Genomic DNA, 13,196 nt, shown 5'->3' with positions numbered 1-13,196 from the left:
GACTGGCGGCATGACCAATCACGATGACCGCAACCCGCCCGTGACGGGCGAGCACGGCGCGCAGACGGGCTTCGACACGCCCGACCGCAAGGACGACCACCAGGAGGCGTACACGACGACGCCCGCCGGGGACCGCGTGGGGGCCGCCGATCAGGGCCTGGGCGCGTCGGCCCAGCCGCACGGCGCGAAGGACGTGACTGGCGTGTTCGATCACCTCGCCACGCGTGACGTGGTCGCCATGGAGCACGCGCCGCAGGACGCCGAGTTCGCCGGGGCGCAGACGGTCGCCGGGCTGGGCGGCGAGAACCTCGACACGATCATCCCGACGGCGGGCGTGGGCATCAACGCGTCCACGACGATGGCGCTGGAATCCCACCAGCGGGCCGTCGACCCGAATCCCGGCTACACGCCCCCCAGCGAGCAGGGTCCGCCTCACGTGAGCCAGCGCCCCGGCGACCTGCCCGAGGGTGAAACGCCGGAACTGCAGAGTCAGGTGCATGGCGACACCGAACGCGGCTTCTGAACGGAAGAGTGGAGGGGGACGCCGTGACGGTCACGGCGTTCCCCTTTTGCTGTGTGGTTACAGCTCGGAGACGTACAGCTGGCCGTCCTCGACCTGCGTCCGGTAGAGCTTCACGGGCTTCACGGCGGGCAGCGTCTTGGCCTTCCCGGTCGCGAGTTCGAATTTCGCGCCGTGCTTCTCGCAGGTGACGCGGCCCATGCTGACGTCGCCGCCCAGCAGCGGGAAGTCCTTGTGGGTGCAGTTGTTCCGCAGGGCGTAGTACGTGCCCTCGAAGTTCACGACGAGCACGCTGACGCCGTTCAGGTCGACGGCAGTCTGGTGCCCTTCGGGCATCTCGGCGGTGTGTCCGGCCAGGACTCGGGTGGGGTCGCTCATGACTGCCGAGTGTAACGTCCGGCGGGGCGGCGTTCAGGCACCGCAGCCGCTATCGAGGGGCGTGGCGCGCAGTCCGGCGGGCGTCCATTCCTGCACGCTGAAGCCTGCGCCCTCGTAGTAGGTGTCGTGCAGCGCGAGTTCCATGCGGCCGTCGCCGTTCAGGTCGGCCACGCCGGCCAGTCGGTACTGGGTGGCCAGGGGCATGGGGTCGCTGCTCTCGGGGTTCCAGGGGGTGGGGGGCGCGACGTACTCGCCCAGCGTGGTCGTGACGACCCGGCCGTCGGTCACGTGCCGCAGCAGCAGCAGGCTGTAGTCGCCGGGTTGCCCGGTGGGCGGCGGGAAGTCCCGGTTGCCGTCCCGGAAGTGGCGGGCCTCGATGATGATTTCCTGCGTGCCGTTGCCGTCCAGGTCGGCGCGGGTCAGGCGGGTCAGGGTGACCTGCGGGGACCGGACGCCCCGGCGGATCAGTTCGTCCCGCACGATGCGTTCGTACGTGGCGTTGCGGGTCGGCAGGTCCGTGACGGGGCGGGGCTGGGCGTTCAGGGTGGCGGGCGCCAGGACGGCCAGTCCGGGCGGCAGGGCCGGGACGGGCACCTCGAACGTTTCCTCGCACGGCTCGCCCAGGGAGGTGGCGGGCCCTCCGGCGCGCAGTGGGGTGGGGGCCGCGCCGGGCGCGAGGCGGCGGTACTGTTCGTTGCCGCGCAGGCGGGCGCGGGTCTGCGTGGCGTTCAGCCAGCGGCTGCCCTCCCAGCTGCCCAGCAGGTACGCGGTGGGCGTATCGGTGCTGGGGCTGCCGGGCATGACGGCCAGCGTGGGGTGCAGTCCGGCGGGCGCGGCGGCGTGCGCCGTGACGAGCGGCAGGGTCAGCAGGGTCAGGGCCAGCGGGAGGGAGCGGAGGAAGGGGCGCATGATCCAGCGTACCCTCTTGCGTCCGGGGCGAGGTTCAGTCCGGGGCGAGGTTCGGCCCAGTGTCGCTGTTCGGCCCAGCTCGGCCCAGTGTCGCCGTTCGACCCAGTGTTCCCGCTCAGCCCTGCGTCACGGTCAGGTGGTTGCCCCAGGGGTCGGTGAGGGTCAGGGAGTCCGGGCTGTGCTGGACGTCCGGGCGGCCGCGCAGGTGGGCGCGCAGGGGTTCCAGGTCCGGGCTGAGCAGCGTGAAGGCGCGCAGTCCGGCGGCGGGTGTGGTGGGGGCGGGCTGCGCGGCGCTGTGCCATTCGTTCAGGCCGATGTGGTGGTGGTATCCGCCCCAGGACAGGAAGGCGGCGCTGCCGAGGTCGGCGACCACATCCAGGCCCAGGGTGCCTGTGTACCAGTGGGCAGCCTGGGCGGCGCTGCCGACTTTCAGGTGAATGTGCCCGACGGTGGTGCCGGCGGGGGCGCTGAAGGGCTGGGCGCCGTCCAGGGTGGCGGGGTCGATTCCGGCGGCCTGGAGGACTCCGGCGGCGTCCACGGCGTTCGTGGCCATCTGCACCTGTCCGCTGCGCCAGGTCCAGGTGTCACGGGGGCGGTCGGCGTAGACCTCGATGCCGTTGCCTTCGGGGTCGCCCAGGTAGAAGGCCTCGCTGACGAGGTGGTCGCCGCTGCCGATGCGGTGGCCCATCCGCGCGGCGTGCGCCAGCCAGCGGCCCAGGTCGGCGCGGGTGGGGAGCAGGAAGGCGGTGTGGTACAGGCCGGGGCGGGAGGGGGCGGGAGCGGGCAGGTCGGGCGCGGCGTGCAGGTGCAGCAGTGGGGTGCCGTGGGCGCTCAGGACGGCCTGGGTGGGGTCAGGCCAGAGGACGTGCAGGCCCAGCAGGTCGGTGTAGAAGCGGGTGAGGCCGGGCAGGTCGCGGGCGTTCAGGTGGACGGCGCCGACGTGGGTGCTGGCGGGCAGGATGGGCGGGGTGGGGGCGTGGGTCATGGCTGCATTCTGAACCCGATGGTTTAAAAAATCAAGCAGTTTACTCTATGGGGGATTGGGCGACCCTCCCCCACTCCGGGCGTCACGCACCCCAGCGTTCCGGCAGACGCAGCGCCGCCTCCAGCGCCTCCCGCGTGCGCGACAGGTACCCCGCCCCGAACATGTTCACGTGCGCCAGCAGCGGGTACAGGTTCCACAGCGCCACCCGGTCCTCCCAGCCCTCGGCGGGCGGTAACGCCTCCACGTACGCCGCGAACACCCGCGCCGGCACCCCCCCGAACAACCGCATGGCCGCCAGGTCCACCTCCCGGTGACTGAACGCGGCGGCCGGGTCGATCAGGGCCGGGCCGCGCGCCGTGAACAGCAGGTTCCCGTGCCACAGGTCGCCGTGCACCAGCGACGGCGGCTCCGGCGGGATCAGGCGCGGCAACCGCTCCCGCAACTCCGCGAACCGCGCCCGGTCCGCCGTGCCCAGCGCCGCCCCCGCCCGCTGAAGCTGCGGCCACAGCCGACTGCACCAGAAGAACTGCGCCGCCGAACCCGCCGCCAGATTCTGCTGCGGCAGCGACCCGAACAGGTTGTCCGGCGTGCCCCCGAACCCCGGCGCGGCCAGTGCGTGCAGCGCCGCCAGTCCCCGCCCCAGCGCCCCGTGCAGGGCGGGCGTGTCGTCGGCGGGCGTCAGGTACGACAGCAGCAGGTACTGCCAGCCGCCCGGCCCGTCCCCGAACGCGATCACGTCCGGCACGGCCAGCGGTCCCGCCGCGCGCAGCAGCGCCAGCCCCTCGGCTTCCGGCGCGTACATGGGCAGGTGCGTTCCTCCTGCGGGCCGCGCGGCCTTCAGCACGAAGTCGCCGCGCGTGGTCCGCAGGCGGTACGCGGCGCTGATGTCCCCGCCGTGCAGGCGCACGCCGCCCTGCACGGCCGCGCCCAGGTGCATCTCGATCAGGGGAGTCAGGGGACGCAGGGCGTCCGGCAGCACCGTGTTCATGGCTCAACCGTGTTCATGGCTCAGCATGCACTGCAGGCCACTGGCAGCGGTGCAGCGGACCGTTACCGTCCCTTACGACAGCGGGCGGCAGGCGACCGGGATCACCCGCCGCCCACCGCCCGCGCCGCTCGCTTACGTGAACAGCGTGCTGACGCTCGCGCCGGTGTGGATGTTCGTGATGGCGTCCGCGAACAGCGGGGCCACGTCCAGCACGGCCAGCTTGCCGCCCGCCGCTTCCTGCTTGTCCTGGCTGACGTGCACGGTGTTGGTACTGGCGACCTGCGTGACGTCCAGGGCCGCGATGCGCTGGATGGCGGGGCCGGTGTACACGCCGTGCGTGACGGCCACGTACACGTCCTTGGCGCCCATGCTGCGGGCGATGTTCACGGTCTCCACCAGCGACCCGGCGGTGCTGATCTCGTCGTCCACGATGAACACGGTCTTGCCGTCCACGTCGCCGATCAGGGCGCGGGGGCGGACCTCGGTGTCCGAGATGCGTTCCTTGTCGATCATGGCCAGCCCACTGTCGAGGCGGCGGGCGATCTGAGAGGCGCGCTTGATGCTGCCCGCATCCGGCGCGAGGACCACGCCGTTGTGCGCGTCGGGCACGCAGCTCTTGAAGTGCTGACTGAGGACCAGATCGGCGGACAGGTGATCGACCGGCACCTTGAAGAAGCCGTGCACCTGCGGGGCGTGCAGGGTCATGGTCAGGATGCGGTCCGCGCCCGCCTCCTGCAACAGGTCCGCGACGAGGCGCCCCGCGATGGAGATGCGGGGGCTGTCCTTCTTGTCGCTGCGCGCGTACGAGTAGTACGGAATGACGGCCGTGACGCGCCCGGCGCTGGCGCTCTTGGCGGCGTCGATCATCAGCATCAGTTCCATGATGGCGTCGCTGACGGGCGTGCTGAAGGTCTGCACGATGAACACGTCACCTTCACGCAGGGATTCCTCGTAGTGCACGATGATGTTGTCGTTCGTGAACTTCTCGGTCTTGCTGCGCCCCAGCGGCACCCCCAGGTGGTCGCAGATGGACTGGGCCAGGGCGCGGTTGCTCTGACCGGCGAACACCAGCAGGGGGGAACGACGACTGTTCAGCAGTTCGGACGGGGCGCGGTGTGAAACGGGCAAGGGGTGATCCTCCGGAAGGAAAGGGGGGGCGGGGGCGGTGAAGTGGGCGTGCTCGTCACGCCGGACCCGCCCCGCGAACGCCGGGTGGGGGGGTCGGACGAACCGCCAAGCAGCATACCCGTCCGCCGCGCCGGGTGTCAGAGTGCGGGCGTGCCCGCGCCGGGAACACGGCCCGCGCCGCTCATGAACGTCTGTTCAACAGGGACGGCCCGCGCCGGGCGGTACGCTGCGCGCATGACCGCTCCTCCCGCAGGACCGCCCGCCGCGCTGGACGCGGTGATCGTCGGGGCCGGACCGAACGGCCTGTCGGCGGCCGTGACCCTGGCCCGCGCGGGCCTGCGCGTGCAGGTGATCGAGGCGCACGCGCAGGTGGGCGGCGGCCTGAGCAGCGCGCCCATGACCCTGCCCGGCTTCGTGCATGACTTCGGGTCCGCGATTCACCCGCTGGCCGCCGCGAGCCCCGCGTTCCGGCAGTGGCCGCTGCATGCCTTCGGGCTGGACTGGATTCACCCGGACGCGCCCGTGGCGCACCCATTGCCGGGCGGGCGCAGCGTGACGCTGGAACGCGACCTGCACGCCACCGCCGACGCGCTGGGCCGCGACGGCCCGGCCTGGGTGCGCCTGATGGCCCCGCTGCTGGCCGACTGGGAGGGCCTGCTGCACGACATCCTGCGCCCGCTGCCGCGCGTGCCCTCGCACCCGCTGACCCTGGCGCGCTTCGGTGTGCGGGGCCTGCCACCCGCCGCGCTGCTGGGAGACACCCTGTTCCGCACGCCCGAGGCCCGCGCCCTGTGGGCCGGACTGGCCGCGCACAGCTGCCTGCCGCTGAGTACGCCCGGCACGTCCGCCATGACGCTGGTGCTGGCGCTGCTGGGCCACGCGGTCGGCTGGCCGTTCCCGCGTGGCGGCGCGCAGGCGCTGGCCGACGCGCTGCGCGCCTACCTGGAGTACCTGGGCGGCACGGTCGTGACCGGCGTGACCGTCAGGGACGCCCGCGACCTGCCGCCCGCCCGCGTGACCCTGGTGGACAGCAGTCCCGCTGTGCTGCTGGGCATCCTGGGCGACCGCGCCCCCACCCACTACCGCGACGCGCTGGAAGGCTACCGCTATGGCCCGGGCATTCAGAAGTTCGATTACGCCCTGTCCGGCCCCATGCCCTGGCAGGACCCGCGCGTGGCCCGCGCCGCCACCGTGCACATCGGCGGGCACGCGGCCGACATCGCCGCGTCGGAAGCCGTCACGCAGGCGCACCTGCACCCGCGTCCATACGTGCTGGCCGCGCAGCACACCCTGTTCGACCCGGGCCGCGCCCCCGCCGGGCGGCACACCTTCTGGGCGTACGCGCACGTCCCGAACGGCAGCGACCACGACGCCCAGGCGCAGATCGAGGGGCAGATCGACCGGTTTGCGCCCGGCTGGCGCGACCTTATCCTGGCCCGCACCCGCACGACCGCCACGCAACTCCAGGCTTTCAGCCCGGTCTTTCATGGCGGCGACGTGAACGGCGGGCGCGGCGACCTGCCCGGCCTGCTGGCCCGCCCGGTCCTCACGCCCACCCCGTACCGCACGCCCGTGAAAGGGGTGTACCTGTGCTCCAGCGCCACGCCCCCCGGCGGCGGCATTCACGGCATGGCCGGACACCACGCCGCGCTGACCGCCATGCAGGATGAATTCAGGTTGAAAGTCGAAAGTTGATGGTTGACAGAATTTGACTCCTGCAACCATCAACTTTCAACCATCTACTCTCTACTCCCTTACTCGCCCCGGAAGATCTTCCCGACCTTGCCGAGCAGGCTCTCGTGCCGCTCGTTCACCTCGTCCCCGACGGCGCGGGCGTAGGCGTGCAGGGCCTCGCGCGCTTCGGGGGTCAGCTGGGCGGGTCTGGGCACGATGACGTCGTACTCGACGATCAGGTCGCCGCTGCCGGACCCCTGGAGGCGCGGCATACCCTGGCCGCGCAGGCGGTGCAGTTCGCCGTGCTGCGTGCCGGCCTTCACCTCGACCGTCTGCGGGCCGTCCAGGGTGGGGACCGTGATCTGCCCGCCCAGCGCGGCCTTCGCGAACCCGATCTTCGCCGGGTAGATCAGGTGCTCCTGCTCGCGGCGCAACTCCGGGTGTTTCTCCATCTCGATGTGCACGTACAGGTCGCCGTTCCCGCCCGGTCCCTCGTTGCCCATGCCGCTCACGCGGATGCGGTAGCCCTCGTCGATTCCTCTGGGGAGTTTCACGCTGACCTGCTCGGATTTCAGGGTGCGGCCCCGGCCCTTGCAGACCGTGCAGGGGTCCTGAACGATCTGACCCTCGCCCCGACAGGTGGGGCACGCCTGCTGCGTCTCGACCACGCCGAAGATCGTGCGCGCCTGCGCCCGCACCGCGCCCGCGCCGCCGCAGGTCGAGCAGGTTTTCGGGGGTTTCCCGCCCGGCTCGGTTTTCGTGCCGTGGCAGTGATCGCAGGCGGTCAGGCGGTCCACGCTGACCTGAATCTCCTCGCCCGCGCGGGCCTGGGCCAGCGTCACGTGCGCCTCGGTTTCCAGGTCGTCGCCGCGTGCCGGGCCACGGCGGCCACCCCGGCCGCCCACCGCGCCGCCGAACAGCTGCTCGAAGATGTCCATCGGGTCGAAGCCCGCGCCGCCCATCCCGCCGAACGGATCGCCGCCCGGCATTCCGGCGCCCGGCGCGCTGCCGTACCGGTCGAAGTGCGCGCGTTTCTCGGCGTCACTGAGGACTGCGTAGGCCTCGTTGATCTGCGTGAACTTCTCGGCGGCGCCCTCTTCCTTGTTGCGGTCCGGGTGGTACTTCAGGGCCAGTTTGCGGTAGGCGGATTTGATTTCATCGGCACTTGCCGTACGGGCCACGCCCAGCAGTTCGTAGTAGTCCATGATTCGTTTATCGCCTCGGCGCCTTCCAGACTCCCACAGGCAGCGTCACGCCGCCAGGGCCGGTGCCGGGCCTCCAGCAAGCAGGTTAACACGACCACACTCAGGAAAAGTAGGCACGGGAGCACACGGTGGGGGGCAGGGGAGAGTGGACAGCGGCCAGTGGCCCCCCACCCACTCTCCCCTGCTACGGCCGGGCCGCCGCCTCTGTCAGGTGCAGCGCGGCCCGCACCTGCGCCAGCGTGTGCGCGGCGACCTCGCGGCCCCGTTGCGTTCCCTCGCGCAGCAGCGTCATGACCGCCTGCGGGTCCTGCGCGTACGCGGCGCGGCGTTCGCGGATGGGGGTCAGTTCGGCGTCCAGCACGTCCAGCAGGTGCCGTTTGACCTTCACGTCGCCCAGGCCCCCGGCGCGGTAGTGGTCCTTCATGGCCTGCACGCGCGCCGCATCCGGGTCGAAGGCGTCCAGGTACGCGAACACCGGGTTCCCCTCCACCTGTCCGGGGTCACTGGCGCGCAGGTGCGCCGGGTCCGTGAACATGCCCATCACCTTTTCCCGCAGTTCGTCCGGCGGGTCGCTCAGGTACGCGGCGTTCCCGAGGCTCTTGCCCATCTTCGCCTGCCCGTCCAGACCCGGCAGGCGCGGCGACGCCGAGAGCAGCGCCTGCGGTTCCACCAGCACGTCCGTCCCGTCGGCGGCCGGCCCGTACAGCCCGTTGAAGCGCCGCACCACCTCACGCGTCAGCTCCAGCATGGGCAACTGATCCTCGCCGACCGGCACGACCTGCGCGCCGAACGCCGTGATGTCCGCCACCTGCGCCGCCGGGTAGATGAAGAACCCCGCCGGAACCGACTCGCCAAAGCCCTTCTGCGCGATCTCGGTCTTCACGGTCGGGTTCTGCCGCAGCTTCGACACGGTCACCAGATTCAGCAGGTACACGGTCAGCTCGGTCAGTTCCGGCACGCCCGACTGCCGCACGAACGTCACCCGCGCCGGGTCCAGGCCCGCGCCCAGGTAATCCAGCATCACCTCCGGAATGTTGCGGCGCAGCACGTCCGGCCTATCAAAGTGATCGGTCAGGCCCTGCACGTCCGCGACCAGCACGAACACCTCATGCGAGTCCTGCAACGCCACCCGCGACCGCAACGACCCCGCCAGATGCCCCAGGTGCAGACGCCCCGTCGGGCGGTCCCCGGTCAGCACGCGCGGCCTCTCCCCCATTCCCTGCCCTGCTGCAATTTCATTCGACATGATCCACTCCTCCATGAGAGACACAAACGAGAGACACAAAAAAGCCGCGCCCGGACACTGAATCCGGGCGCGGCGCGACGATGAACGTCAACAGGCAAAGGCACCCGGATCACCGGGCCACCACACCTGAACGAGAACGCTCATGCGCCGCAGCATGCCGCACGAGGGGAACATGAAACATCCGCCAGATGGCGAAGGGGTGTGCGAATCGCGAAAGATCACCACATGCCACCTTCCCGGCGACCCGCGTTTACTCCCAGTTCAGGATGACCTTGCCGCTCTGGCCGCCGAGCATGGCGTCGAAGCCTTTCTGGTACTCATGAATGGGGTAGTGGTGCGTGATGATGGGGGTCAGGTCCAGGCCGGACTGGATCAGGGCGGCCATCTTGTACCAGGTTTCGAACATCTCGCGGCCGTAGATGCCCTTGATGGTCAGCATCTTGAAGATGACGGCGTTCCAGTCGATGTCCACGCGTCCGGCGGGAATGCCGAGCAGGGCGACCTTGCCGCCGTTGTTCATGACGTCCACCATCTGCGCGAAGGCGGGACCGCTGCCGCTCATTTCCAGGCCCACGTCGAAGCCCTCGGTCATGCCGAGTTCCTGCATGACGGTGCGGAGGTCCTCCTGGGCGACGTTCACGGCGCGCGTGACGCCCATCTGGCGGGCGAGGTCCAGGCGGTAGTCGTTGATGTCGGTGATCACGACGTTGCGCGCGCCGACGTGCCGGGCGACGGCGGCGGCCATCACGCCGATGGGTCCGGCGCCCGTGATCAGGACGTCCTCGCCCACCAGATCGAAGCTCAGGGCGGTGTGCACGGCGTTCCCGAAGGGGTCGAAGATCGCGGCGATGTCGTCGGGGATGTCGTCCGGGAGTTTGAAGGCGTTGAAGGCGGGCAGCACGAGGTACTCCGCGAAGGAACCGGGGCGGTTCACGCCGACGCCCAGGGTGTTGCGGCACAGGTGGCGGCGCCCGGCGCGGCAGTTACGGCAGTGCCCGCACGTGACGTGGCCCTCGCCGCTGACGCGGTCGCCGATCTGGAAGCCCCGGACCTCGCTGCCGATGGCGGCGACCGTGCCGACGTACTCGTGCCCGACGATCATGGGGACGGGGATGGTGTTCTGCGCCCAGGTGTCCCACCGGTAGATGTGCACGTCGGTGCCGCAGATGCTGCCCTTGCGGACCTTGATCAGAATGTCGTTCGGGCCGGGCGTGGGCACCGGCTCCTCGGTCATCCAGATGCCCTCCTGGGCGTGTTGTTTGCTCAGGGCGCGCATGGTAGCGGGGGCGTCGGTGGGGGTGGTCACGGGCGCAGTTCTACCCCCCGGCGCGGGGCGGGCGCAACGGCCAGGCTTACAGGGGGGTCGCCTGGGCCGGACAGCCGGGCGGGGTGCGGGAGTCGCAAGTGTGACTTAAGGTCCGGCCCGGCGGGGTGCCGTAGGCTGGGGGCATGATCAAGTACCGTCGTCAGAACCCGCTGGAACCCGAGAAAGATGCCGAGATCAGCGTGAACCTGCTTCCCCTGCTGTTCTTCGTGGTGGGGTTCCTGGCTGTGCGCGCCCTGACCCGCACCATTCAGAGCGAGTAGTTTCAGGGCGAGTCGTTCGCAGCCTACCCGCGCCGGGCGGCACTGTCGGAACCGTGTGACCGTTCAGGCGGTAGTCTGTAGCGCATGACTGATCCCGCCCCGCAGCAGTTCAAGAGTGCCAGCAGTGGTCGCCTGGTGGTTCCGGGCTGGATGAACCTCGTATCCGGCCAGAACGACAAGGTCGAGATTCAACTGGATGTCGCCAAGGGCGACCTGAGCCGCACGCAGGCGAGCCTGCTGATCGAGTACTGGGCGACCCCGGACGACCTGACGCTCCAGAGCGTCCTGCCGGTCCGGGCATTCACGGCCGCGCCGGAAAGCTGGTGCGCGTTCGTTCCGGCGCAGGGGCGGGTGCTGGTGCGCGCCATCGACCCGCAGCCGAACCCGCCGGTCCTGGCGAGCCACTGGATCAACGTGGACCCCGCCACGCCCGCCGGGACGACCGTGAACGTCACGGTCAGTTTTCCCGCGCAGACCACGCCGATCCAGTCCCTGATGAACCCGAACTGATGAATCCGAACTGAGCCGTCCTGCTGGACCGATCCCGCGCCGCCCCCAGTCCATTGGGGCGGCGCGGTTCAGTCCAGCGCGATTCAGTCCAGCAGGGTCAGCAGGGCGGCCTCCACGCCCCGGCGGGTGGCGGCCAGGGCCTGCGGGATGCGCCACGCGGCGCGGTCGCGGGGGCCGACGGGGTTGCTCACGCCGCGCACCTCCAGGCTGGGCACGGCGGCCAGCCGCGCGGCGTGCGCCACCCCGGCCCCCTCCATGCCCTCGGTGAGGGCGCCGGGGTGGCGGGCTTCCAGATGTCGCGCGGCCCGGTGGTCGCCCGTGACGCTGCCCAGCGTCAGCAGCGGCCCCAGCTGCGCCCCGGCGCGCGCGGCGACCTGCGCGGCCTTCTCCCAGGCGGGAAAGTGCCCGGCGGTCACGGCCGGGTCGGCGGGCGGCGCGGCTCCCTCCGTTGCGGGTGGCAGTACGGACAGGCCCAGCGCCGTGAACTCCAGGAACTGCCCGTCATCCCACGCGCCCAGGTCCGCCTGGATGATGCGGCTGGACACCGCCAGGTCGCCCGGTTTCAGGCCCGAGGCGGGGTACGCGCCCCCGATCCCGGCGCTGATCGCCAGGGCGTACGGGGCGGCCAGCAGGGCACGCTGCGTGGCGAGGGCCGCCGCGACCGGCCCGACCCCGCTGACCGTGACCTGCACGCGCAGCCGCTCCCCGAAAGCCCCGGTCAGGGGGGTCAGGTGCGCGGCCTCGCCGGACGTGGCGACCACGATCAGGACGGCCGGTCGGTGCGGGTCTGGCGGGGTGGGGTTGGGCCGGGTCATGCGGGCAGGGTAACGCGTACCCGGCGGGCGCGTGGGGGCGGGTGTACCCTGGTGGGTATGACGCTGTTTCGACTGGACGGCAGGCGCGCGCTGGTGACGGGTGGCAGTAAGGGGATCGGGCTGGCGGCGGCGCACGACCTGATCCGCATGGGGGCGCACGTGACGGTCGCGGCGCGCGGCGAGGACGCCCTGAAACGCGCCGCCGACGCCATCGGGGCGCGCTGGGTGGTGGCGGATGTCAGCACCCCGGAGGGCGTGGAGGCGGCCGTGGCGGCGGCCGGTGACGTGGACATCCTGGTCAGTAACGCGGGCGGCCCGGCGGCCGGACTGCCCAGCGGCGTCAGCGAGGATGCCTGGGCGCAGGGCTTCCAGACGACCTTCATGAGCACCGTGCGGCTGGCGAACGCGACCGTGCCGGGCATGCGCGCACGCGGGTGGGGGCGGGTGATCGCCATCACGAGCCTGACGGTGGGCCGCCCCTCACCCACCCTGCCGGTCAGCAACGCACTGCGGGCCGGGGTGACCAATTACCTGCGGACGCTGGCGCTGGAGGTCGCCCCGGACGGCGTGACCTGCAACACGGTCGCCCCCGGTTACACCGCCACCGAGCGCCTGCGGCAGCTGCACGCCGACCCGCAGGACGCGCAGAAGCTCGCGGCGCGCATCCCGGCCCGGCGCTTCGGGGAGCCGAACGAGGTGGCGGCCGCCGTGGCGTTCCTGGCCTCGAAGGAGGCGGCGTACATCACGGGTCAGGAACTGCTGGTGGACGGCGGCTGGAGCATCTGACGCCCAAGACATGTGCCGCCCTGCACGGCGTTTACGCTTCCCTGACCGGCCCCCATTAAGGTTTGATAGGTAAGCTGCGTCTGATCCGATCCGGGCGTCATCGCATACCTTCATGTCAGAGGAGCTTCCGCCCGGCCACGAGGCCGGACGCTTCGGCCCCCCCTTCCCTACCCCCGACCTCATTCACCCGTGGCCGCGCACCTGCCCGGCCCGCAAGGAGCCACATCATGGGACCCCTCGAAATCATCCTGATCGTTGTCGTCATCGCCCTGATCTTCGGCGCCCGCAAACTCCCGGAGCTCGGCAAGGGCCTGGGACAGGGCATCAAGGAATTCAAGAAAGAAACGCACGAGCCGGTCGTGCCTGTCACGGACGTCGCCTCGCGTCAGCTGGACCCCGTGACGGGCGCGCCCATCGTCACCGAGCAGGCCGCGCCCGTCACCGAACGGCGCAACTGAGGACCGG

At 71.0% G+C, this 13,196-nt stretch carries 15 protein-coding genes; 6 read left to right on the top strand and 9 right to left on the bottom strand.

Features of this window, described 5'->3' with window-relative positions; genetic code table 11:
* Nucleotides 1-10: 10 nt before the first annotated feature.
* Nucleotides 11-523: a hypothetical protein gene (locus tag IEY70_RS15035; RefSeq protein ID WP_189065853.1), complete on the top strand. Its 513-nt coding sequence runs from the start codon at nt 11-13 to the stop codon at nt 521-523.
* A 57-nt stretch (nt 524-580) separates the two neighbouring features.
* Here IEY70_RS15035 and IEY70_RS15030 read toward each other — a convergent pair whose 3' ends face one another.
* From IEY70_RS15030 to IEY70_RS15010, 5 genes are all read right to left on the bottom strand, one after another.
* The gene (locus IEY70_RS15030; protein ID WP_189065852.1) at nt 581-898 is read right to left on the bottom strand and encodes a non-heme iron oxygenase ferredoxin subunit; all 318 of its coding nucleotides are present in this window, start codon (nt 896-898) and stop codon (nt 581-583) included.
* Nucleotides 899-931: 33 nt separating this feature from the next.
* Complete coding sequence (locus tag IEY70_RS15025; protein WP_189065851.1) at nt 932-1,807, bottom strand: hypothetical protein; 876 nt, start codon at nt 1,805-1,807, stop codon at nt 932-934.
* A 115-nt stretch (nt 1,808-1,922) separates the two neighbouring features.
* Entirely contained in the window at nt 1,923-2,792 is an 870-nt protein-coding gene (locus IEY70_RS15020; RefSeq protein ID WP_189065850.1) for a VOC family protein, read from the bottom strand.
* Between the two features lie 82 nt (nt 2,793-2,874).
* Nucleotides 2,875-3,780 (bottom strand): fructosamine kinase family protein, encoded by a 906-nt coding sequence (locus IEY70_RS15015; protein ID WP_189065849.1) that lies wholly within the window; start codon nt 3,778-3,780, stop codon nt 2,875-2,877.
* Nucleotides 3,781-3,912: 132 nt separating this feature from the next.
* A complete protein-coding gene (locus tag IEY70_RS15010; protein WP_229777963.1) occupies nt 3,913-4,908 on the bottom strand; it encodes a ribose-phosphate diphosphokinase in 996 nt (331 codons plus the stop codon).
* Nucleotides 4,909-5,142: 234 nt separating this feature from the next.
* Between IEY70_RS15010 and IEY70_RS15005 the strand changes: the two genes are divergently transcribed.
* Nucleotides 5,143-6,603: a phytoene desaturase family protein gene (locus IEY70_RS15005; protein ID WP_189065848.1), complete on the top strand. Its 1,461-nt coding sequence runs from the start codon at nt 5,143-5,145 to the stop codon at nt 6,601-6,603.
* Nucleotides 6,604-6,662: 59 nt separating this feature from the next.
* Here the strand turns inward: IEY70_RS15005 and dnaJ are convergent, their stop codons facing one another.
* The 3 genes from dnaJ to tdh all read right to left on the bottom strand — a co-directional run bounded on the left by dnaJ (nt 6,663) and on the right by tdh (nt 10,309).
* Nucleotides 6,663-7,787, bottom strand: coding sequence for a molecular chaperone DnaJ (gene dnaJ / locus IEY70_RS15000; RefSeq protein ID WP_189065847.1), 1,125 nt, complete (start codon nt 7,785-7,787; stop codon nt 6,663-6,665).
* A 184-nt stretch (nt 7,788-7,971) separates the two neighbouring features.
* Nucleotides 7,972-9,033 (bottom strand): tryptophan--tRNA ligase, encoded by a 1,062-nt coding sequence (gene trpS, locus IEY70_RS14995; protein WP_229777961.1) that lies wholly within the window; start codon nt 9,031-9,033, stop codon nt 7,972-7,974.
* A 250-nt stretch (nt 9,034-9,283) separates the two neighbouring features.
* Nucleotides 9,284-10,309 carry an L-threonine 3-dehydrogenase gene (gene tdh / locus IEY70_RS14990; protein WP_189065883.1) on the bottom strand — a complete coding sequence of 342 codons (1,026 nt, stop codon included), beginning with the start codon at nt 10,307-10,309 and terminating at the stop codon, nt 9,284-9,286.
* A 173-nt stretch (nt 10,310-10,482) separates the two neighbouring features.
* Here tdh and IEY70_RS14985 point away from each other — a divergent pair, with 173 nt between their 5' ends.
* Entirely contained in the window at nt 10,483-10,620 is a 138-nt protein-coding gene (locus IEY70_RS14985) for a hypothetical protein (protein ID WP_189065846.1), read from the top strand.
* 84 nt (nt 10,621-10,704) lie between these two features.
* The gene (locus tag IEY70_RS14980) at nt 10,705-11,130 is read left to right on the top strand and encodes a uracil-DNA glycosylase (RefSeq protein WP_189065845.1); all 426 of its coding nucleotides are present in this window, start codon (nt 10,705-10,707) and stop codon (nt 11,128-11,130) included.
* An 83-nt stretch (nt 11,131-11,213) separates the two neighbouring features.
* Here the strand turns inward: IEY70_RS14980 and mqnB are convergent, their stop codons facing one another.
* Complete coding sequence (mqnB, locus tag IEY70_RS14975; RefSeq protein ID WP_189065844.1) at nt 11,214-11,945, bottom strand: futalosine hydrolase; 732 nt, start codon at nt 11,943-11,945, stop codon at nt 11,214-11,216.
* A 57-nt stretch (nt 11,946-12,002) separates the two neighbouring features.
* Here mqnB and IEY70_RS14970 point away from each other — a divergent pair, with 57 nt between their 5' ends.
* Nucleotides 12,003-12,731, top strand: a complete 729-nt coding sequence (locus IEY70_RS14970; protein ID WP_189065843.1) for an SDR family oxidoreductase — start codon at nt 12,003-12,005, stop codon at nt 12,729-12,731.
* 227 nt (nt 12,732-12,958) lie between these two features.
* A complete protein-coding gene (locus IEY70_RS14965) occupies nt 12,959-13,189 on the top strand; it encodes a twin-arginine translocase TatA/TatE family subunit (RefSeq protein ID WP_055363530.1) in 231 nt (76 codons plus the stop codon).
* Nucleotides 13,190-13,196: the final 7 nt, after the last annotated feature.

The organism is Deinococcus seoulensis (assembly GCF_014648115.1).
GTDB classification, from domain to species: Bacteria; Deinococcota; Deinococci; order Deinococcales; family Deinococcaceae; genus Deinococcus; species Deinococcus seoulensis.
This window is presented reverse-complemented; position numbering and strand designations above follow the sequence as displayed.

Bases quoted from the DNA above. Each gene is read 5' to 3' on its own strand.
- IEY70_RS15035 (WP_189065853.1), top strand. From the start codon at position 11: ATGACCAATCACGATGACCGCAACCCGCCCGTGACGGGCGAGCACGGC.
- IEY70_RS15030 (WP_189065852.1), bottom strand. From the start codon at position 898: ATGAGCGACCCCACCCGAGTCCTGGCCGGACACACCGCCGAGATGCCC.
- IEY70_RS15025 (WP_189065851.1), bottom strand. From the start codon at position 1,807: ATGCGCCCCTTCCTCCGCTCCCTCCCGCTGGCCCTGACCCTGCTGACC.
- IEY70_RS15020 (WP_189065850.1), bottom strand. From the start codon at position 2,792: ATGACCCACGCCCCCACCCCGCCCATCCTGCCCGCCAGCACCCACGTC.
- IEY70_RS15015 (WP_189065849.1), bottom strand. From the start codon at position 3,780: ATGAACACGGTGCTGCCGGACGCCCTGCGTCCCCTGACTCCCCTGATC.
- IEY70_RS15005 (WP_189065848.1), top strand. From the start codon at position 5,143: ATGACCGCTCCTCCCGCAGGACCGCCCGCCGCGCTGGACGCGGTGATC.
- dnaJ (WP_189065847.1), bottom strand. From the start codon at position 7,787: ATGGACTACTACGAACTGCTGGGCGTGGCCCGTACGGCAAGTGCCGAT.
- trpS (WP_229777961.1), bottom strand. From the start codon at position 9,033: ATGTCGAATGAAATTGCAGCAGGGCAGGGAATGGGGGAGAGGCCGCGC.
- tdh (WP_189065883.1), bottom strand. From the start codon at position 10,309: ATGCGCGCCCTGAGCAAACAACACGCCCAGGAGGGCATCTGGATGACC.
- IEY70_RS14985 (WP_189065846.1), top strand. From the start codon at position 10,483: ATGATCAAGTACCGTCGTCAGAACCCGCTGGAACCCGAGAAAGATGCC.
- IEY70_RS14980 (WP_189065845.1), top strand. From the start codon at position 10,705: ATGACTGATCCCGCCCCGCAGCAGTTCAAGAGTGCCAGCAGTGGTCGC.
- mqnB (WP_189065844.1), bottom strand. From the start codon at position 11,945: ATGACCCGGCCCAACCCCACCCCGCCAGACCCGCACCGACCGGCCGTC.
- IEY70_RS14970 (WP_189065843.1), top strand. From the start codon at position 12,003: ATGACGCTGTTTCGACTGGACGGCAGGCGCGCGCTGGTGACGGGTGGC.
- IEY70_RS14965 (WP_055363530.1), top strand. From the start codon at position 12,959: ATGGGACCCCTCGAAATCATCCTGATCGTTGTCGTCATCGCCCTGATC.